The organism is Ruegeria sp. AH12, from assembly GCF_056541465.1.
Genome location: NZ_JBQFYL010000003.1, coordinates 414,355 through 434,724 on the forward strand (window position 1 = coordinate 414,355; position 20,370 = coordinate 434,724).

General features: G+C 54.5%; 20 protein-coding genes. 8 read left to right on the plus strand and 12 right to left on the minus strand.

Annotated features, from left to right (window positions below):
* Positions 1-10 precede the first annotated feature (10 nt).
* The 7 genes from ACR0EL_RS08680 to ACR0EL_RS08710 all read right to left on the minus strand — a co-directional run bounded on the left by ACR0EL_RS08680 (position 11) and on the right by ACR0EL_RS08710 (position 5,621).
* Entirely contained in the window at positions 11-397 is a 387-nt protein-coding gene (locus ACR0EL_RS08680; protein ID WP_480499422.1) for a VOC family protein, read from the minus strand.
* Positions 398-465: 68 nt separating this feature from the next.
* On the minus strand, positions 466-1,701 hold the full coding sequence (locus tag ACR0EL_RS08685) for an RNA polymerase sigma factor (RefSeq protein ID WP_480499423.1): 1,236 nt from the start codon (positions 1,699-1,701) through the stop codon (positions 466-468).
* A gap of 3 nt (positions 1,702-1,704) precedes the next feature.
* The gene (locus ACR0EL_RS08690) at positions 1,705-2,076 is read right to left on the minus strand and encodes a YciI family protein (RefSeq protein ID WP_480499424.1); all 372 of its coding nucleotides are present in this window, start codon (positions 2,074-2,076) and stop codon (positions 1,705-1,707) included.
* A gap of 121 nt (positions 2,077-2,197) precedes the next feature.
* Positions 2,198-2,563: a VOC family protein gene (locus tag ACR0EL_RS08695; RefSeq protein ID WP_353009464.1), complete on the minus strand. Its 366-nt coding sequence runs from the start codon at positions 2,561-2,563 to the stop codon at positions 2,198-2,200.
* 267 nt (positions 2,564-2,830) lie between these two features.
* Entirely contained in the window at positions 2,831-3,445 is a 615-nt protein-coding gene (locus ACR0EL_RS08700; RefSeq protein ID WP_480499425.1) for a GntR family transcriptional regulator, read from the minus strand.
* A 59-nt stretch (positions 3,446-3,504) separates the two neighbouring features.
* The gene (locus ACR0EL_RS08705; RefSeq protein ID WP_480499427.1) at positions 3,505-4,536 is read right to left on the minus strand and encodes a Gfo/Idh/MocA family protein; all 1,032 of its coding nucleotides are present in this window, start codon (positions 4,534-4,536) and stop codon (positions 3,505-3,507) included.
* Positions 4,533-5,621: an isocitrate/isopropylmalate dehydrogenase family protein gene (locus ACR0EL_RS08710; RefSeq protein ID WP_480499428.1), complete on the minus strand. Its 1,089-nt coding sequence runs from the start codon at positions 5,619-5,621 to the stop codon at positions 4,533-4,535. The genes ACR0EL_RS08705 and ACR0EL_RS08710 overlap by 4 nt, the downstream gene beginning before the upstream one ends.
* A gap of 135 nt (positions 5,622-5,756) precedes the next feature.
* On the opposite strand from ACR0EL_RS08710, the gene ACR0EL_RS08715 reads away from it, so the two are divergent.
* From ACR0EL_RS08715 to otnC, 7 genes are all read left to right on the plus strand, one after another.
* On the plus strand, positions 5,757-6,764 hold the full coding sequence (locus tag ACR0EL_RS08715; protein WP_353009457.1) for a Bug family tripartite tricarboxylate transporter substrate binding protein: 1,008 nt from the start codon (positions 5,757-5,759) through the stop codon (positions 6,762-6,764).
* Positions 6,765-6,833: 69 nt separating this feature from the next.
* Entirely contained in the window at positions 6,834-7,583 is a 750-nt protein-coding gene (locus ACR0EL_RS08720; RefSeq protein WP_480499429.1) for a hypothetical protein, read from the plus strand.
* Positions 7,584-7,587: 4 nt separating this feature from the next.
* Entirely contained in the window at positions 7,588-9,099 is a 1,512-nt protein-coding gene (locus ACR0EL_RS08725; RefSeq protein ID WP_480499430.1) for a tripartite tricarboxylate transporter permease, read from the plus strand.
* Complete coding sequence (locus ACR0EL_RS08730; RefSeq protein ID WP_480499431.1) at positions 9,099-9,386, plus strand: putative quinol monooxygenase; 288 nt, start codon at positions 9,099-9,101, stop codon at positions 9,384-9,386. Before ACR0EL_RS08725 ends, ACR0EL_RS08730 begins: the two co-directional genes overlap by 1 nt.
* Positions 9,383-10,180 carry an N-acyl homoserine lactonase family protein gene (locus ACR0EL_RS08735; RefSeq protein ID WP_480499432.1) on the plus strand — a complete coding sequence of 266 codons (798 nt, stop codon included), beginning with the start codon at positions 9,383-9,385 and terminating at the stop codon, positions 10,178-10,180. The genes ACR0EL_RS08730 and ACR0EL_RS08735 overlap by 4 nt, the downstream gene beginning before the upstream one ends.
* Positions 10,177-11,454 carry a 3-oxo-tetronate kinase gene (gene otnK / locus ACR0EL_RS08740; RefSeq protein WP_480499433.1) on the plus strand — a complete coding sequence of 426 codons (1,278 nt, stop codon included), beginning with the start codon at positions 10,177-10,179 and terminating at the stop codon, positions 11,452-11,454. The genes ACR0EL_RS08735 and otnK overlap by 4 nt, the downstream gene beginning before the upstream one ends.
* The gene (otnC, locus tag ACR0EL_RS08745; RefSeq protein ID WP_480499435.1) at positions 11,451-12,092 is read left to right on the plus strand and encodes a 3-oxo-tetronate 4-phosphate decarboxylase; all 642 of its coding nucleotides are present in this window, start codon (positions 11,451-11,453) and stop codon (positions 12,090-12,092) included. Before otnK ends, otnC begins: the two co-directional genes overlap by 4 nt.
* 219 nt (positions 12,093-12,311) lie before the next feature.
* Here otnC and ACR0EL_RS08750 read toward each other — a convergent pair whose 3' ends face one another.
* Both ACR0EL_RS08750 and ACR0EL_RS08755 read right to left on the minus strand, forming a co-directional pair.
* Positions 12,312-13,991: a BCCT family transporter gene (locus tag ACR0EL_RS08750; RefSeq protein ID WP_353009442.1), complete on the minus strand. Its 1,680-nt coding sequence runs from the start codon at positions 13,989-13,991 to the stop codon at positions 12,312-12,314.
* Positions 13,992-14,152: 161 nt separating this feature from the next.
* A complete protein-coding gene (locus ACR0EL_RS08755; protein ID WP_480499437.1) occupies positions 14,153-15,805 on the minus strand; it encodes an ABC transporter substrate-binding protein in 1,653 nt (550 codons plus the stop codon).
* A gap of 93 nt (positions 15,806-15,898) precedes the next feature.
* Between ACR0EL_RS08755 and ACR0EL_RS08760 the strand changes: the two genes are divergently transcribed.
* Entirely contained in the window at positions 15,899-16,831 is a 933-nt protein-coding gene (locus tag ACR0EL_RS08760; protein ID WP_480499438.1) for a LysR family transcriptional regulator, read from the plus strand.
* Positions 16,832-17,211: 380 nt separating this feature from the next.
* Here ACR0EL_RS08760 and ACR0EL_RS08765 read toward each other — a convergent pair whose 3' ends face one another.
* From ACR0EL_RS08765 to dctP, 3 genes are all read right to left on the minus strand, one after another.
* Entirely contained in the window at positions 17,212-18,612 is a 1,401-nt protein-coding gene (locus ACR0EL_RS08765) for a TRAP transporter large permease (RefSeq protein ID WP_480499439.1), read from the minus strand.
* 11 nt (positions 18,613-18,623) lie between these two features.
* Positions 18,624-19,256 carry a TRAP transporter small permease subunit gene (locus tag ACR0EL_RS08770; RefSeq protein WP_480499440.1) on the minus strand — a complete coding sequence of 211 codons (633 nt, stop codon included), beginning with the start codon at positions 19,254-19,256 and terminating at the stop codon, positions 18,624-18,626.
* A gap of 67 nt (positions 19,257-19,323) precedes the next feature.
* Complete coding sequence (gene dctP, locus ACR0EL_RS08775; protein ID WP_480499441.1) at positions 19,324-20,334, minus strand: TRAP transporter substrate-binding protein DctP; 1,011 nt, start codon at positions 20,332-20,334, stop codon at positions 19,324-19,326.
* Positions 20,335-20,370 lie beyond the last annotated feature (36 nt).

Genomic DNA, 20,370 nt, shown 5'->3' on the forward strand with positions numbered 1-20,370 from the left:
TTGATCGCGCTTAAGACGCCATGCTCTCATATGTGATGAGCGCAAACCGTGCCCCTAGCGGGTCAGTCAGAGTGGCCATGCGGCCGACCCCCGGCATATCCATCGCCGGCTGAACAATTGCGGCCCCTTTGGCCTCAGCCTTGGCGACACTGGCCTCCACGTCGGCAACCGTAAAAAAGATCGTCCAGCTGCCGTGATCTTCCGGCATCGGGGAAAATCCGCCAATCGCGGTTTCTCCCACAACGGCGGCGGAATAGCTTGACCCATCCTGCATGGGCATGTCGTTGATCGTCCAGCCCAGGACCTCTTGATAGAAGGCTTTGGCTTTGCCCTGATCGGGACCGGAATGTCCGATCCAACCGGAGTTCCCGATGGTGGTCATCTCAAGAATACTCATGTGCTTCTCCCTTGGTTGCGCCCGCCACATACGGGTCTGATCCAAGGACGCACGACGCACCGCGATCCCTACATGTTGCGCAAACTTTCTTGGCTGATTGCAATTTTCTCTGCAATTGCATCACGTTCGAGAGCCGTAGGGCCAAGTGCAATAACGGTTTCAAACGCAGAAATCGCCGCGCGGTGGTCACCCGTTTCTTGCAACAAGCCACCGCGCATTGCATGGAACCAGCGATACGCAGACAAATCCTGTTTCAGAGGCTCCATCGCTTTCAGCGCATAATGCGGGCCATGCAGCCTGGCCTGCGCTGCAATCTGGTTAAGTCGGACGACAGGCGTTGGTTGCAATGCATAGAGGGCAGCGTAGTGACTTTCAATCGATGACCAGTCTGTGTCATCAACCGAGGCCGAATGGGCATGGGTCGCTGCGATTGCAGTCTGAATGATATAGACACCATGATGTCCTATCCGCTGGGCCTTTTGCAAAAGACCAGTCGCCTCGGCAATGTTCGTACGATCCCAAAGACTGCGATCCTGATCGTCCAACGCGACAAGCTTGCCTTCTGGATCAATGCGCGCATGTCGCCGCGCGTGTTGAAACAGCAATAATGCCAGCAATGCGGCCTGTTCCCCCATCGCCGGAAACAGTGCCGCAAGCAGACGTGCCAAACGGATCGCCTCTTCACACAAGGTAAGCTTGATTTGCGTTGGACCGGCCGAGGTTGACCACCCTTCATTGAACATCAAGTAAACCATCAGAGACACCTCACCCAATCGCGCACCCCGTTCTGCTGGGCTGGGTGTTTCGAAAGCAACCGGGTTGCTCGCGATCTTTTTTTTGGCTCGGGTAATCCGCTGTTCCATGGTCTTCGGCTTGATTAGAAAACCGCTCGCGATTTCATCGACGCTCAGCCCCAGGACGACCCGCAAGGCAATGGCAATCTGATCTCGACGTTCCAGTTCGGGATGGCAGCAGATGAACAGAAGCCGCAGAACATCGTCGCGCATTTCGTCCGGGTCCGGGGTTTCGGCAGGCATCGGCTGAAACTCCTCACTGTGGCGCGACAGGATTGCCGCGCGGCGCTGCGATTTGCGCAAATCATCAAGACCCGCGTTGCGCGCCGTCGTAAGCAACCACCCCAACGGGTCGCGCGGAGCTCCGTCTTTGGGCCAAACCGTCAGAGCCTTTAGGCAGGCGTTGGCAAATGCCTCTTCCGCCATATCGATATCCCGAAACAAACGGGTCAGGGCTGCAAGGGCACGCGGTCGGTGCAGAGTGAAAGTGGCCTCGAGCCAGTCCGACATGTCCTATTCCGACGAGATCACACCGCCAGCCCAGGCCACCGGTCGCACCTCAAGCCTTGCTACAGGGGATGAGATCATTTTTGCGTATTCCAACGCCTCATCAAGGTCTTTGAATTCGGCAGCATAAAACCCAAGGAAGTTCTCCTTGGTCTCGGCGAATGGGCCGTCGGTGATCAATGGCGCTGAGCCTTCGGTCGAAGCGGGCTCGACCATCACGGCAGAGGTCGGCGGCATCAACTTCATCGACACGAACTCCCCACGCTCAGATAGCGCGGTTTGCAGTGCGCCGTGGCCTGACATCACTTCGTTCTGGCGATCTTTGGGCAGCGCTTCGAACACGCCCGGCTCTCCATAAATCGTGATTGCGTATATCATTTTCGCCTCCATGCTTCATTCACATGGTGCAAGGACGCGCGAGGACATGCAAATCCGACAACTGATCCACAATACGAGATCGCAAGATGGCCATTTGGAACCACGAGACGCTAATCGAATGCTAGGCGGGTTCCCAAAGTTCAATTGGGTTTCCTTCCGGATCATTGAGCCACGCAAACTTGCCATTTGGATAAGGCGAATCTGGATCGCGACGGACTTCAACACCCTTAGACTCGAGTTGTGCGATCATTTTCTCAATGTCGCGTACACGAAAATTCAACATAAATGCCTTTTCTTGGTTCCCGAAATACTCTGTCACTTTTTCGAACGGGGCGAATACAGTCTCGCCTGCTTCCTGCGTCCAACACGGTGATTCATAATCGTTTGGTACGAGGTCAATGCCCAAATTGTCACGATACCATTCTGCCAAGGCGACGGGCTTGTCTGCCCTGAAGAAAAACCCGCCAAAGCCCAGTACTTTTTCCATATTCGATTTCAAACCCAGATACACTACCCGAGAAGGCTACTCCAATATGTGGAGTTTGATAAGCGCGGCCCGTACACTTTTTAAGCAACACAGCAGCTGACGACGTGTCATGGTATGCTGCCATTCTTGAGCGCATCCTCACCCGAAAAGCGTTTCCAGGCCATAAATCACACCATCCGTGCCCGAAAAATAGTGGTACAGTTGTGAGGGACTAAGACAGTGTTAAAAAGCTTTAAATTAGACGCCTAATGGACAGACACGAGTAGATCAGAGGCTGTTAAGCCGATGCTTTTCGAGTATCCCACAAAGCATAGCCTGTGCTTGTAGCCTGTGTTCTCGATGACGTTCACGGGCGGCATCTGGACGGCCTTCGCTAATCGCTTGAAAAACAATCCGGTGATCTTCATTGGATTTAACGGGTAGAGGTCTAATGAACAACGTCGTTGCTCGCGCGCGACGGACCTGGTCGCTCATCATTGCCACAATAGCTTCGACCCGTTTGTTGCCGCCCAACCGAACGAGCTCCTGATGAAACAACTCGTCGGCCTCTGCCCAAGCTTCCAGGTCTTCGGTTTCGATGGCTTGGTCCATCTTTGCAATTGATCCAGCAAGTACCGCCAATTCAGCTTCTGAATACCCCGCTTCGGCAGCGCGCTGTGCTGCAAGGCTCTCTAGCTCAGTCAGTATCTCGTAAATTTCACGCATATCGTCTGATGAAACCGGCAGTATTCGCACACCTTTGCGAGGCCGCATTTCCAGCAGCCCTTTACTCTCCAACATCAGCGCAGCTTCCCGTATCGGGGTGCGGGACATTCCCAGCGTTTCGGCGAGTTCCGACTCTAGGTGGTCAGTCCCGGCTGCAAGCTCGCCGGACAGGATCATCCGCCGCAAGTCCCTTACAGCGCGCTGTGTATTGGAAAGAGTTTTGGTGTCCTGGTCCTTCACGGCGTCTCCAACTTTACCTTTCGTCCCTCCGCAGCCGAATGATAGATTTTCTCTTCGATGCGGATCACGTCCAAATAGTCTCGGGCCGTGTTTTCCAGCGGCGTGCCCCTTAAAAGGCCTGAAACAACGTGACTTTGCAAGGCGTGGACGCAATCTCCGCCAAATCCATCATGAACGCTGGGCGGTAGAATCTGCTGCCGCTCCTGTTTGCCAAAATTGCGAAGTTCTACTGAACCGTCGCCACTAAGAACCAGTGATCCTTCAGTGCCTTCAATGAGTGCTTCGCCCATGGTCTGACGCAGATTTTCTGCGCGGTGGTCTAGGCACCTGTTCCCATCGAAAAGAGCTTTCAAACCATTGGGATGATCAAACAGGATGTAACCTGCATCCTCGCCCGCGATAGCGGGGTTAACCTGGCGCAAGTCTGCGTAGACCGCGCTGGGCGCATCGAACAAAAACCTGAACGTGTCCACCCAGTGAACTGCTGTTTCGTGAACCAAGAAACGCGACATTTCTTGAAAGTATGGCTGTCGGTCAAGATATGCGTTTGGCCCTTGTCCATCCCCGGGGCGAAGTCGGAAAGTCGCTTGTAGGGGCGTTCCAATTCGACCCTCGGACATCGCCGCTTTGATCGCACGATACCAAGGCTGAAAGCGAAAGTTCTCATGTATGATAATCGTTGCCCCCGCCATTTCAGCCTCTGAAACGACCTGCTCGGCTTCATCGAGGGACTTGCAGAAAGGTTTTTGACAGATGAGCCACTTGATGCCCAAGCGCAAGGCAGTTCGGATCGTGTCAGCCTGTGCTACTGGTGGAAGAATGATGTCTACGAGGTCCGGTTTTTCCAGCTCCAGCATTTTCGACAGATCATTATAAGCCGTCAGTCCAGTTTCCTTGGCCTTCCTAATATCGCGGTTACAGGATGCAACTGGAACTGCTTCGGGCATTCGTGCCCAGCTTTCATAGTGGAACTTGCTAAAGTATCCCGCTCCTACACATGCAACTTTGATGCCTCCTTGAGTAGTCATGCTCGCAACGCTTCCATGACCGATGCGGCGGCGTCCTGCGTGCCAGCTGTGCCACCCAAGTCTCGCGTCAGGTTGTGACCGTTTGTTGTTACCTTTTCCACGGCTTCGCGTAGACGCGCACCGTCGCTGGACAGTTCCGGGTGGTCGTGGGTCAAGCCCAACCACTCAAGCATCATTGCCGCTGATAGGATCATCGCAAAAGGATTAGCAATATCTTGTCCAGCAATGTCGGGCGCGGAACCATGGCAGGGTTGGAATACAGCGTGGTTCAACCCAATATCTGCGGATGGCGCCAATCCAAGACCACCCATGAGACCGGCGCCCAGATCGGAAAGTATGTCTCCGAACATGTTCTCGGTGACCAGAACATCGAACTCCCACGGCTTTTGGACCATCCAAAGAGCGGTAGCGTCAACATAAGCGTGATCAGCTTGCAAATCGGGGTGGTGAGCGGCTTCAGCATCAAACATAGATCTGAAGAATGCAAAAGCGCGGAATACATTGGCTTTGTCGACACATGTAACCCGCCCCTGTCCTCGCCCGGAAGCTTTCCGATTTTGGGCAAGTTCAAAAGAGAAACGGAATAGTTTTTCGGATACCTCGCGGGTGATCAGGAGGGTTTCACGCGCTTCGTGCTCTGTGACTTCACCCGAGCCTTGAGTAAAAAACAGCCCTTCGGTGCTTTCGCGAATGAGGACAAAATCAATCTCTTTTCCATCAGGAAGTGATAGTGGTGTCCTTTGCCCATTGCTGACCTTTACTGGACGAACGCCTGCAAATAGTCCGAGCTGTTTTCGCAGGTCGATCTGCGGCGAAATCTCGGTTCCGTCAGGATAGCGAACATCGGGCAAACCCATTGCAGATAGAAGAATCGCATCAGCATTGCGTGCAGTTTCAAGCGATCCGGGAGGAAATGATTCCCCGGTTTTTGCGTAGTGAGAAGCGCCTGCCGGCGCGTCCGTGAACACGAGGTTATAGCTGGGATTGTTGTCGGAAATCTGGCGCAGAATTTTAAGCGTAGGAGCCATAATTTCAGGACCAATTCCATCCCCGTGGAACACTGCGACATCGTAGGTCTTTTTCATCTTCGCCCGTTTCCTTCCCGTTACGCATTCATAGCGCGACAGCAGCTTTCACTACAGTTTGTTGACAATGCATTCTTTAATGTATACGCAAATAAATGCAATAACAAACGCGAAGTTGTTTTGGGAGGACTGGAAATGAAATCGAAGCTTGTGAAGTTGGCGGCCGCAGCCGTGATTGCGACTGGGATCACAGGGGCTGCTTCTGCGCAGGATTACCCGTACCGGGATATTACCACAGCCGTGGTTTGGGGAGCCGGTGGAGGCACGGACACGATCAACCGGATGATCATGGCCGAGATGGAAAAGCACCTTCCGGTCTCGATTAATGTAATCAATCAAACAGGCGGCGTCGCAGGCTCCAACGGTATGGTCTATGTCATGAACCAACCAGATGATGGCTACACATTGGTAGGTTTGTCCGAATCGAACGTTACCGCTGCTGTGCAGGGCGGTTGGGATAAAAAATTCGATTTTTGGTACCCGTTTATTGTCGGCGGTTCGCCTGATCTGATCTCGGTTCCTGCTGACAGCCCCTATAATACTCTAGAAGAGCTAGTCGACGCTGCGAAGGCAGCACCGGGCACAATTCCGGCTGCCGCCTCGGGTGCAGGGTCTATTCATCACCTGAACCTTCTGGCGATCGAAAAAGGCTCAGGTGCCGAGTTCAAGTTTGTACCCTACAAAGGGTCAGCACCTGGGCAGGAAGCTGCTATCGCAGGAGAGGTTGCGCTGGTTGTGACCTCGTTGGCGGAACAGGCTGCGTTGATCGAAGGTGGGCAATTGAAGCCGCTTGCGATGCTGACGCCTGAAGACGCGCAGATTGCTGGAACGACGGTCCCGTCTGCCTTCGGCATCTATGACGGTCTCGATCAGTATCTTCCGCTCAAGCAGGCGATTGGTTTTGCCGTACACAATTCGGCCGGGGATGATGTGAAATCCGCTCTGAGCGATGCGTTTGAGCAGGCGATTGCTTCTGAAACCGTCGCTGAATGGGCTGCGGCAAACAACTACGATGTCGGTGGCCAGCATGGTGCCGAAGCGCAAGAGTTGTTCGCCACTCTGGAAGCCACGTTTGCCTATACGCTTCAGGATCTGGGTGCGACCACAGTCGACCCCGCATCGTTGGGTATCGAAAAACCCTGATCTGAATCCGGAGCTTTATGGAAAGGGTGCCTCTACCCCCTCGGCACCCTTTCCAATGGGAGGCGGCATATGGACAAGAGCGACGGAAAACTGGTCATGCGGACGCGCGATTTCTGGGCGTCGATTGTCCTGATAGCAGTGTCAGTTTTTTTCCTTTGGAAAACATCAGATATACCCCTTTGGGGTGAAAACCGCGCAGGCGTAAGTGGTTCGGATTGGTACAACTCAGCCGCAATTGTTCCACTGTTCATCTTTGGCGGGTTGCTTGTTTTGGCTTTTGTACTGTTGACCATTTCGATCCGGTCGGGAGGCGCCCGGACTGCGCTTAGCGCCGTAGGGATCGGGTGGGACAAGTCCGAAGCCTACCGAGCATCAACAATAGGCTTAATCCTTCTGGCCTATGTCGTTGGGCTGGTTCCCAGAGTGGATTTTATTTTGTGCTCGGGCTTGCTGATCACGGCGTTAACCTTTGGCTTCTACGGCGGTCATGCGCGGCGTGCTTTGGTGGCCTGTATCGCAGTTGTCATCGCCGGTTTGTTTGCATTCGCCGTGTTTCCTGCGCAGGCGGACTGGAATGCGCACGGTGATGATTGGTTTACATTGGTCGTTTGGGTCGCGTTGACACTTTTGGTGTTGACCAAAGCGGCTTCGGAACGCGTTTTGCGGTTCGTTCCGTTGGTGGCAATACTTGCCCCGCTCATCCTTGTTTGCGCCATGGCCTTTGTTTTTCGGCAGAACGTGCCGGCGCGCGGCGGGCTGATCTTCAAGCAAATCGAATACCACTATTACGTGACACTTCGTCCGTTATGGAAAGACTGACAGGATGGACTTTATCCTTTCGCAACTTGCTGGGTTCGGGGCTGCCTTCGTAGGCCTGGCAGTGGACCCGCTGACCTATCTGTATTTGATCGCATCCGTGTTCCTGGGCATCACGTTCGGCGCATTGCCTGGCCTTACGGCAACTCTGGCAGTGACGATCCTGACGGGCTTCTTTGGCAACAAAATCCCACTGGATTATTCACTCATCGCATTGCTCGGCGCCTATGTTGGCGCGATTTACGGCGGTTCTTACCCGTCTATTTTGCTGAACATACCTGGCACAGCAGCCAGCGCGGCGACGGCCATGGATGGTTACCCTTTGGCTAAAGCGGGTCGAGGGGGCGAAGCACTTGGGCTGACCACAACGGCGAGTTTTATTGGCACAGTTATCGGGACCATCACGCTGTTGATTTTCGTCTGGGCGCTGCTTCTGGTTTCAAAGAACATCGCAAGCCCGGAGAAAGCCCTGCTTGCCCTTTTCGGCATTCTGCTTTCTGGCACTTTGATGAGCGAAGACCTGGTGATTAAGGGATGGATCGCCGGTCTGATCGGGCTTGCGATGTCCATGGTGGGTCTCGATCCACTGTTGTCTGAACCTCGCTATACCTTTGGCTGGTCTTACCTGATGAGCGGATTTCAGGTCGTGCCAGTTTTGATGGGGGCATTTGCCATCCCCCAAATTATCGACGGTTTGAGGCACGTCGAGGCCGGGAAGGTTCTGGCCCTGAAAGGTCATATCCTTCCGAACCTTCGCTCTATAAGACGCTACCTGCCCACCATTGGCCGGTCAGGAGTAATTGGGACGGGGGTAGGAGCGCTTCCCGGAGTAGGCGAAGATGTAGCTGGTTGGGTCAGCTACGGTGTTGGCAAGACGGTATCCGCCGAGGGCGACAAATACGGAAAAGGCTCGTTGGAAGGTCTGCTCTGCTCTGAGACCGCAAACAACGCCTGCATTGGGGGCGCCCTGATCCCGCTTTTGGTGTTGGGCATTCCCGGCTCACCACCCGCCGCGGCTTTGATGGGGGCCTTCAAGATCAACAACGTGATCCCGGGTCCGACGATTGACCCCGAGATCATTCTGCGCGTGGTTGCGATCCTGGTGCTGGCCTCCCTGACAATGTTCTTGATGGGGCTTTTCACCGCTCGGGTATTCATCAAAATACTTGCCATCCCGCAGACTATCTTCTTGCCCGTCGTGATGGTTCTGACAACGATTGGGTCTTTCAGCGTTGGTGGCGGCATTAACGATCTTTATCTGATGCTTGGTGTGGGCGCAGTTGCCTATTTCATGAACCTGATGAAGTACCCAATCGCGCCGTTGGTGATCGGGGTTATTCTGGGCAGCCTGTTTGACGAAACCTTCCGCCGGTCGCTGTTCTTGTCGGACGGGGATCTTTCAGTCTTCTTTTCACGACCCGGTGCAGCCATTCTGCTGGTGCTCAACATTGGTCTGATCCTCAGCCAACTGCCTGTTGCAAAGCGCGCTTTCTCACGTCTGAAAGGACTTTCTGTCTGATGTTTGCGGTTACTGTCACCTTCACCCTCAAGCCCGGTACGAGAGACATCTTTTTGCCGCTGATGGTCGAAAACGCTTCAACCTCTTTGCGTGAAGAACCCGGATGCCAGCAGTTTGACGTTTGCCTCGGCGACGATCCCGAGACAGTTTTTCTCTATGAGATTTATGATGACAGCATGGCGTTCTCCGCCCACCTAGAAAGCGCACATTTTCAGTCTTTCGATACGGCAGTGGCTGATATGATCGCCACCAAGGTAGTTCACCAGTACTCCGAGGTCATCCGATGAACGATTGGGAAATCCACGCCGTAAAATACGCGGATCGAAATGCCCGGACGCGCGCTGACAGTTTCATCATCGATGATAATCACGACGCGCCTCATGCGATGGACTATTTCGTTTGGGTGCTCAAACGCGGCGACAAAGTCATTCTGGTCGATACTGGTTACGACTCCGATGAAGCCGCCGCTCGCGGTCGTCCTATCGCGATGGACCCTCGCGAGGCTTTGCGGCCCCTAGGCATTGCACCGGAAGCGGTGACTGAGGTCATCGTGACCCATCTTCACTATGACCACGCAGGGGGGCTGCATATGTTCCCTAACGCGAAGTTGCACATACAGTCGGCGGAAATGGCCTTCGCCACAGGCCCCTGCATGTGCCATGACGACCTGCGTGCGCCTTTCACAGCTGGCCATGTCTGCGAGGTCGTACAGCGTCTCTATTCAGGCAAAGTCGTGTTCTACGATGGAGAAGCCGAGATTGCAGATGGGGTCACGGTGCACTGCATCGGTGGGCATTCGCGCGGCTTGCAATGCGTTCGTGTAAGAACGGCAGCCGGGTGGATGGTACTCGCCTCTGATGCTTCGCACTACTACGAGAATTTCATGGCGCGCAAAGCCTTTCCCATCGTCGTCGACCTGCAAGACATGATGGATGGTTTCGAGACGCTCGAGAGGTTGGCCTCGCATCCTCGACTTATCGTGCCCGGCCATGATCCACTTGTGCGTGAGATTTTTCCCGTCGGTGCGGCACCGCATATCCATAGGTTGGATCCAGGACCGACGAGGGACATTGAATTATGAAAATCGGTGTCATTGCAGACGACTTCACTGGTGCGAGTGATATTGCGAACACCTTGGCCAAGGGCGTTGAGCCGGAAGGTGGATTACGAACGGCACAATTTCCGGGTGTTCCGAATATCCCGGCCGACGAAGAGATTGAAGCGGGTGTGATCTCGCTCAAAAGCCGCACCGCACCGGTTGAGGAGGCCATTGCAGACAGTTTGAGTGCTTTGCGGTGGCTCGCGGATCAAGGATGCCAGCAGTTCATCTTCAAGTATTGTTCGACCTTTGATTCCACGATGGAGGGAAACATCGGCCCTGTCGCGGAAGCGCTGGCCAACGAACTGGATGCACAAAAGGTGGTTTTCTGTCCGGCCTTTCCGACAACGGGGCGTACCGTCTATCAAGGTCATCTTTTTGTGCTCGGCAAGCTGTTGCACGAGTCCGGGATGGAAAACCACCCACTTACTCCGATGACGGATGCCAACATCAGGAGATGGTTGCAGCATCAGACCGAAGAAGTGGTTGGGTTGGTGTCGATCGACGCCGTGAAGCAAGGATCAGAGGCGATTCTTGATGCTTTGCAGAACGCAAACGAACGCTTTTTGATCGGTGATGCGATTTCGGACGAAGATCTGTTGGCGTGGGGTGAGTCTCTAAAAGACGCTAAACTCATTACAGGGGGATCCGGGATAGCATTGGGTCTACCCAGAAACTTCGTCAGAAAAGCTTCGTCCAAAAAAGGTGGCATTGTGTTCACAGGTATCACTGGGCCCGCCGCGATCCTTGCTGGGTCTTGCTCAGGTGCAACCCGTGGGCAGATCGATGTTCACGCGAAATCCCATCCGACCTTCGCCATTGATGTTCCAGGCGTCATGTCCGGGGAAGTGACCACGCAAACGCTTATGGATTTCTTTGGAGCGCATCCGGATCAGGCGCCGCTCGCATATTCATCGGGAAGTCCGGATGATGTGCGTGCGATCCAAAGCAAATATGGTCAGGAAGCTGTGGCGGAAAAGCTGGACAGTCTTTTTGCAGATACAGCACGAGAACTTGTTCAGAAGGGCTACAAGCGATTGGTGGTGGCAGGAGGGGAGACCTCGGGAGCTGTTGCCAAGGCCGTCTCTGAGGCACTTGGGTCTCTCGCCATGTCAATTGGGCCAGAGATCGACCCGGGCGTGCCAGCCTTGAGCGTTGGAAAAACTGAATCCATTGCGCTGGCTTTAAAGTCTGGAAACTTTGGCGCTCCGGACTTCTTCGCGAAGGCCCTCAGAATGATGGAGGCAGGCAGATGAGTTCTGAAGAATTGGCTTTACGACAACAGATGTCGGAACTGTGCGCCTCACTGTTTGCACGTGGCTTTTCCGTTGGCACTGCGGGCAATGTCTCCGCGCGTTTACATGACGGGGTTCTCATGACGCCAACGAATTCCAGCTTGGGCGATATCGACCCCGAGCGCATCGCCAAGATTGATTTGGATGGCAAGCACGTCTCGGGAGACAAGCCGACCAAAGAGGTTTTTCTGCATCAAGCCTTCTATGAGACGCGGCCAGAAGCTGGTGCAGTGGTGCATCTGCATTCGACCTGGGCCACTGCACTGTCGTGTCTGGAAGACACCGATCCTAATGACTGTATTCCGCCGCTGACGCCGTATGTGGTCATGCGCGTAGGAACGGTCAAACTGGTCTCATACGTCAAGCCGGGCGACCCGAAGTCTGGTGATTTAATCCGCGAACTGGACGGCAAGTATAGCGCTGTTCTATTGGCCAACCACGGTCCTGTGGTCTCGGGAAAGAATCTCTTCTCGGCGGTCTGTGCAGCAGAAGAGTTAGAAGAAACAGCCAAGCTGCTAGTAGCTTTGCGCGGCCTGCCAACCCGGTTGCTGGATGTAGCTCAAGTTGCAGAACTCAAAGAGACTTTCGGAAGGATGTAGTTGGACACCGGAACGGCGAATGTACATTTTTTCGGGAAAATCGTGCAATACTGTATGCAAATACTGTGCAGAGTTACGGCCAAACTTCCAAGATTTTCTTGGATGATATCAATGTGACAAATCCGTCGTAATACCTTCATTTTAGTAGATTTCTCTATAGGCTTTTGTCCTATTTGTGACCCCAGTTCTGTCCTGGGGTCACAGTTGGATACGCCAATGCTATTCAGCTGGCATCGTTGATGTTTCTGGATCAATTGTTGATGCGACACCGGCGGCTTCGCGACGTCCGTCGTTCCAGATTGCTTTGATCAAAGCGATGCACATCAAAGCCATGACGATAGAGAACGGCAATGCTCCGATCACCATCGCGGTCTGAATGGCCCCGGTCCCGCCCGAGATCAGTAGGCCGCCGACCACCAATGCCAGTGCGGCGCCCCAGAACATGATGTGCGGACGAGCCTTGGGCCCTTCGTCACCGGCTGCGTTGATCGTATTGACGATCAGAACTGCCGAGTCCGCTGAGGTGACAAGGAACGTCATCAGCAGGATCACGATCACGACGGCCATCGCCCAGGCGAGGAACTCTGCGATCGGTGCGAGCATATAAGTGGTCATGGCAAAGATCTTGTCGCCATTGGCCGCATCAAGGATAACGCCATTTGCGCCGCCGTTCAGCTCTAAGTCGATGGCAGTACCACCGGCCCAAGCGAACCAAACAAAGCACATCAGTGAAGGTACGATCATCGCACCCAGCACAAACTCACGGATGGATCGGCCGCGCGAGATGCGCGCCAGGAACAACCCGACGAAGGGTGCGAACGCGATCCACCATGCCCAATAAAACACGGGCCACCAGCCCTGCCATTGCGCCAACAGGAAGGCCTCGGATCCTTCGACACCGTCCGAAGCATAGACGTTGAAGCTGAGCCATGGCAGAGCGACGAGATAGTCCCAAATGCCAACAAAGAAGGCCTTTGCACCAAAGAAGGTAGCGCCGAACAAGATGAAGAAACCCAGCAGGAATATCGACAGCGCCATGTTGATGTTCGACAACCATTTGATGCCTTTGCCTACACCGGACAAAGCCGACAAGGTCGAGGCCCCCATGATAACGAGCAATGCGACGATAATGCCCAGCGTCGTTGCCGAACCGTCCCCGTTTGCCAAGCCTCCGATCCCAATTCGCGTCAAACCTGCCACAAACTGCTCGACACCAAAGCCAAGTGTCTGCGCCACACCAAGAATCGTCGCAACAACGGCAACGATATCAATGATGTGACCAAGGTTGCCCGAAAGCGCTTTGCCAAACAACGGTGTAAGGGATGATCGGATCGTCAGCGGCAGTCCACGGCGGTAGCTAAAGAACGCCAGCGCGAGACCTGCAATCGCGTAGCACGCCCAAGCGCCCAAACCCCAGTGCAGATAGGACCAAACATAGGCTGTGCGCACATTGTCCGCATCGAGGGCAGTGGTGACGCCTTGAATAACCGATGGGTTGTTCTTGAAGTGGGCCACCGGCTCTGCAACGGCCCATGTTAGCATCCCAACGCCGATGCCAGCGCCGAACATCATCGAAAACCATGAAAAGTTGGAGAATTCCGGCTTTTCACCTTCGACGCCCAGGTTCAGGCGTCCTGCGGCTGGCCAGATTGCCAAACCGATACAGACGATAACAAAGCCAGTTACAACCCAAATGTACCATGCGGCGAACTGTGCCAGAATGGCTGCGTTCCAGTCCCCGAGAATCCTGCCGGCTTGGGTCGGCCACACGATGCACCACACGACCAGCAAACTGATGATGATCTTACTGACCACTGTCACATTGACGCTGAACCCCCGATAAAAACCGTTGTCTGCGGTCTTAATCGGAAGTTCCGAAAGAGGTGGCTTTATCGCCATAATCAACTTCTCCCTTTTGTTGATCTGTTTGTCTTAGCAACCAGCTGATATTGAACTGATTGCCCGCTATTGCCCGAAAAAGACATGAAGCTGACGAAGCACGATGTGCGCTTCGTCAGCTTCATGCAGTTCGGGGAGAAACTCTTCATCTTTTGAAGCACTTAGGATTCAAGTGCCAACTTATGCACATGAATCTCGTTGATCGGGTGGCTCTCTGCGCCGATTACTCCGGGACGGGAATGGCGATAGAGCGAGCGCCAGTAGGGCTGGATTATCGTGCCATCGTCGCGCAAGAACTGCTCGATTTTCTCCATGTGGCCACGGCGCGTTTCCGCATCAGCTATGGCTGACGCCTCTTCCAACATCGCGTCAAATTCCGCGCTTGCGAGGCCGGTTTCGTTCCAAGCCACACCTGATTTGTATGCCAGGGTCAGCACCTGCACACCCAGCGGTCGATGCCCCCAGTCCGTTGAACTGAACGGGTATTTGTTCCAATCGTTCCAGAACGTATTCCCCGGTAAGACTGTGCGTTTGACATTCAAACCGGCATCACGCAGCTGGGCGGCCAATGCATCAGTTGTGTTGCGGCGCCAGTCATCATCGATGGAAAAAATCTCATGCTCAAAGTCGAGCATGTTGAGTTCTTCGAGCAATGCCCGTGCGCCCTCGACGTCTTTTTCGGGTGCTCCAACATCTGCGTATTCAGGGTGTATGGGACAAACATGGTGGTTTTCACCCAGCGTCCCGCGGTTGGCGTACCCAAGTTCTAGCAAAATGGCGTTGTCACAAGCCATTGCTAAAGCGCGTCGTACGCGCGCGTCTTCATAGGGCTTTAGTCCGTCCACTTCAGCATCTCGGTTTGTTCGCAATACCATGGTGTTGGCCGAAACGGACTCGCTCTGGTTCCAACCGATGCTTTCGTAAATATCGACAAATTCACCGACCGTTTCATAGGTCATGTCGATTTCTTCAGCTTCTGCCGCAGCCAAATGCGCTGCGCCATCGGTGCCGTAATCGATAAACTCGATCCGATCTAGATAGGCACCTTCGCCCCACCATTCGTGATCTGTGTTTTTCTCTAGAACGACTTTTTCACCAACTAGATATTCAACCAGTTTGTATGGCCCTGTACCAACCGGGTCATTCGCGGGATCACCAGACCAACCATCGGGCACGATTGCTGCCGGGTACTCTGTGACGGCGGGGATAATGGTGATGTCAGGGCGCGTCAGCTTCAGTTTCAACGTCAGATCGTCGACCACCTCCAAAGCACCCTCCGCCGGGCCATCTCCGGCTTCGTTCTGCAAAGAACCCATACGCGCGGCCATGGAATTGCCTTCCCAGCTACCGTCACACCATCTACCGAAGTTATACGCGACATCCTTTGCTGTCAGCGTGCCACGGCCATCGTTCCAGTTCACGCCTGGCCGAATACGCAGAACATATTCCGTCGCATCGTCGTTCACTTCCCAGCTCTCAAGCAACCGGGGCTCGAACGTGCCGTCCGCGTTGTATTGGACAAGGTATTCCAAAAAACCACGCACTACGTTTCCAAGCTGTGGCCAGTTGTAAAGCGGCGGATCAAGTTGAGCGCGCACAACCTGCTGAATACGAATGGTCCCACCTGGCTGGATATCGGCTGCAGCCTGCACAGGTTGCGACAATCCAATCATCGAATAGGCCGCCGAAGCTGAAAGACCCAACGCAGTGGCGCGTGTCAGAAACTCGCGACGACTGAGGGTGCCGTCAGCAACTTCAGTGGCATGCATGGCGATCGCAGGATGGACGGATTGATCACAGCTAGGGCTGTTCATTTTTGGGCTCCCTTGTGTTTTGAGGCTGCTTAAGAGCCCCTTTTCAACATTTTTTGATACATATCCGGTCCTTTTTGCAGTACCTGAGTGGTTATGGATGACATTAGCAGGATTAATACCAATCTCAGCCGAAATCTGGTGGCGCTATATGCCTTTGAAATGGTCGCTCAACATGGGAACTTTACCAGCGCGGGCGAAGCGCTTGGTCTAACGCAATCCTCGGTCTCGCAGCGGATCAAGGGGCTGGAGGCCGATCTGGGTGTTGCTTTATTCAAACGCGAGCACCGAGGTGTCTCGCTGACAAATGAAGGCCTCAGGCTGCTTAACGTAGTCAGCCCGGCGATGCGGCAAATGGGCTATGCAGTTGGCTCTTTGATTGAGCGCAAGTCGAAACCCAGGGTTCGGATTTCAGCTGATTTTGCGTTCTCGACGTTCTGGCTTCTGCCTCGCTTGGGTTATCTGCGAGAAGAGATTGGGGATGAAATTGAGATTCAGATTCTAGCTTCAACCGTGCCACCCGGCCTGGATGATACGGATTGCGACATTCAGATCCATGTTGCACCCAAAGACCAAACCAAAGCCGACGAAATACTATTGTTGGAAGAGGTAGTGGCGGCGGTATGCAGCCCGCAGCTATTAGAGAAGATTAGACCAATCCGATCACCCGCGGACTTACTGGATGTTCAACTTCTGAGCTTGTCAAAACCTGCAACCGCTGCTTGGCAAACCTGGCAAGGCTGGTTTGATAGTCTAGGCATAGTGGGTGAAAGAAAGAGGAATTATATAAGCTTTAACAACTATGATATGGTGACCCAAGCCGCTTTGTCCGGCGATGGCGTAGCCTTGGGTTGGATTGGCTTGATCGACGAACTGCTCAGCAAGGGTTCTCTGGTGACCGTTACGGACGACTTGGTCTCAAGCGACGCAGGCTATGTCATGTCACGGAGCCAAACCAACACGGGTCGAGGTCCGAGGCTTGTGTTTGACTGGATCGCGGATCAAGTTCTCTCAATACCTGCCAAATAGCGCGTCGTTGAATTGTTCGGCTGACGCGACCGCGAAGTCAGAAAAATTCGAATAACGACCACACCATAGAAACGCTTGGAAGCGACATTGAAGGCTCGCATTTTAGCGCCCTTCGAAATTGTAAAGGCTGGTCGCCAATGTCAAGGTTGTGACCCGACTTACCGAACAGAGCTAGCGCACGCCCTTTAGCTTTGTGTGGTAGACCTGGGCTCTTCACTGACGTCGGTGCCAGCGCTGCATCTTGTCGAGAGATCCGTCTCACTCAGTTAAAGACGGCCCAAAACGGACACTCAATAAGTGTCATGTATTCTGCAGCGGAGCTGATTGATGCAGGCCTTAGCTGCACCGGCAAACCACACACCAAAATCAACCCATGTGGTTCAAACCTGTCCTGGAAGCCATAGAACGATTGCAGGGAAAGCAACGAGCATCGCAATGGTCGCAGCATCCGCCAGAAAGAAAGGCGTTACACCCTTAAAGACATCCTGAACACTTAGGTCATCGCGCACGCCAGCCACTACAAAGCAATTCAGCCCGATAGGTGGGGTGATCAGGCAAAACTCGGCCATTTTGACAACCAGAATGCCAAACCAGATGGCACACATGGGCCCGGACATACCAAAGGTACTCTCGGCTGCGCTTACGGCTTCACCACCGTTCAGAGCCATGACGGCTGGGTAAACGACCGGCAACGTCAGCAGCAGCATACCTATCGCATCCATGAACATACCAAGCACCGCGTATGCCAGAAGAATACAGATCAGGATTAGCATCGGAGACATCTCAAGCGAGGTAATCCAGTCGGAGAACGCACTTGGCAGTTCGGCAAAACCAAGAAAACGAACGTAAACCAAAACGCCCCAGATGATCGTGAAAATCATGACGCTCAGCTTGGCGGTTTCCAAAAGCGCGTCTTTGAGTTCGGCCCAGCGCATGCCCCGGTACAGCGCCATCAGGAACACCACAAATGCTCCAATTGCGCCGCCTTCGGTTGGCGTACCCCAGGCATCGCCGCCGAACGGGTTGTAGACAAAGAAGATGATGGTGACGACGACAATCACGATGGGCAATGCAGGCGGCAACGAGAGGAAACGTTCTTTCCATGTGAATCCGGTGACTGCGGGACCAAATCCTTTGATCACGACGGCCATGCCGATGATCAGCAAGCCATAAATCACAGCCGAGAACATGCCCGGGATGAATCCGGCCAACAGCAGTTTGCCCACGTCCTGCTCCACGATAATCGCGTAGATGACCAAAATGGCCGAAGGCGGGATGAGCGAGGCGAGTGTACCACCTGCAGCGACGACACCTGCAGCAAAACGCTTGTCGTAGCCGATCTTCAGCATCTCGGGGATGGCGATACGGGCGAACACAGCGGAAGTGGCGACCGAGGCCCCAGATACCGCCGCAAACCCAGCGGTTGCGAAAACGGTCGAAACCGCCAGCCCGCCGGGGACCCATGCCAGCCAACGCTTCGCGGCTTCGAACAAGGCTTTGGTCAGGCCTGCGTAATAGGCGAGGTAACCAATCAGGATGAAGGTCGGGATAAGGCTCAACGCCTGGCTTGAAATCTTGGAGTGCGGCACCTGCCCCGCTGTTTTGACAGCCACAGTCACGGCCTTCCCGAACCGCGCCGGGTCATACCCAAACTTGGCCCAGAAGATCCAGATCAGACCAACCATGCCAGCTGTAGCGGCGGCGAAGGCCACGCGCATCCCCAGCACCACAAGAACAAGCATACCGCCCGAAACGATCAAACCAATATCAATGGGTTCCATCAGAATTAACCTCAGTTGTCGTGGCCCGAGACGTGCTCGGCTTCCATTGCAGCTTGAGTGGCTGCGTCAGCTATCAGCGGGACAGCAATAGGGGCCTGATCGGGGTGCCGGATCGCACGACCGTAGGCCCAGAGCTGTAGAACAAGCCTTAGGCAAAGCACGCTGAAGGCGACGGGGGCCAACAGCTTTGCGGGCCACAGCGGAATACCTATGTCGATCGAGCTGTCGCGGCTCCAGAGTGGAGCACCAAAGTCAAAGCTGCGTGCGAAATGCGCCCAACTCCCCCAGATCAGCAAGGCGATGAGCGCCAGAATGACAGCGGTCGTGATGAACTCAACGATATAGAGCGTCCGGCCTCTGAGCGCTCCAACAACCATGTCCATTCGGATATGGCCGCCATCACGCTGCGCATAGGAAATCCCCATGAAGGCGATCAATGGCATGGCCTGCTCGATCCAGTCCACGTAACCGGGAAGTGGCGCATTGGCGAAGTTCCGACCACCAACGGAGACTACGGCCATGACCATCAGCGAGAACACTGCAAGACCGCTGATCAGAGCCAGAAAGCTCTCCAGTTTGTAGAGACGTTGATCGAGAATGCTGAGACGGCTGTCGTCAGACAGCACCTGGGATGACCCGGCCATCGTTTTACTCCGCTGTCGGGGAAAAGGCACCCGACGCCAGCTTGGCCGACGCCGGGCTGTGAGTGGATTAGCTGCCGTTTGCGATCTTCCCAGTCACAAGGTCATAAAGCTCTTGTGCTGGCAGGCCACGCTCGGTGTTTTCTGCAATCCAGGCCTCGGCCGCGGGGGCGGCAGCAGCTTCCTTGAACGCTGCAATTTCTTCATCGCTGAAAGTGACCCGTTCGATGCCGCGTTGATCCAACTCAGGACCCCACGCTTCCATCGTTTTGGTCTGGTAGTGGCTCACGTAGTGATCCAGTGCCTCGTCCACCGATCCCAGCAGCGCTTCGCGGTGTTCGTCAGATAGGTCTTCCAGCGCCAGCGTGTTCACCACGACGGGGCAGTTGACGGTTCCGGGGTTCAGGTTCGTCGTCCACCACGTGCCGTTTTCAATAGTCCCGAAGGACATATGCGCATGTGGCGCAAAGCTGACCGCTTTGACGATGCCACTATCCATTGCCTGACGCACTTCGGACGCAGACATCGAGGTCGGAACTGCCCCAACTGTCTCCATCGCTTTACCGATGCCACCTGTCGCCCGAACGCTCAAACCTTCAAAATCGGTTAGAGATTTCGGCGCGTCGCCCACGCCAACAAGGTTGTACTGCGGCAGTGGCGACGGCATCAGCAAAGTCGCGTCCCAGCGGGCCAGATCCTCGACAACGGCCGGATGTTGATAAACGGCCATCGACAGGTCGACTTCCCGTTTAAGGGATGTCACGCCCAGAAACGGCAGTTCCAAGACAGTGATCGAAGGGTTCTTGTCGCGGTGATAGCCCGCGCAGAACTGGGCCATTTCAAACGCACCGATCGAAATCCCATCGAGGTTTTCTTTGTTCTTCGACAGACCGCCATAGCTGATGTTGAGTGTGAACTCACCGTCCGTCTTTTCGCTCACCAGTTCGGCAAGTTTCTCGACGTGTTCGGTAAAGGCACGACGCTTGCCCCACAGGGAAACGTTCCATTCGACAGCCAGCGCTTCGGATGCAACGGTCAGTGACAGGGCAGCAATGGCCGCCCGGTTAAGATGTTTGCGCATAATGGCTCCTCCCAGATCACGCAATTCGCTTGGGTG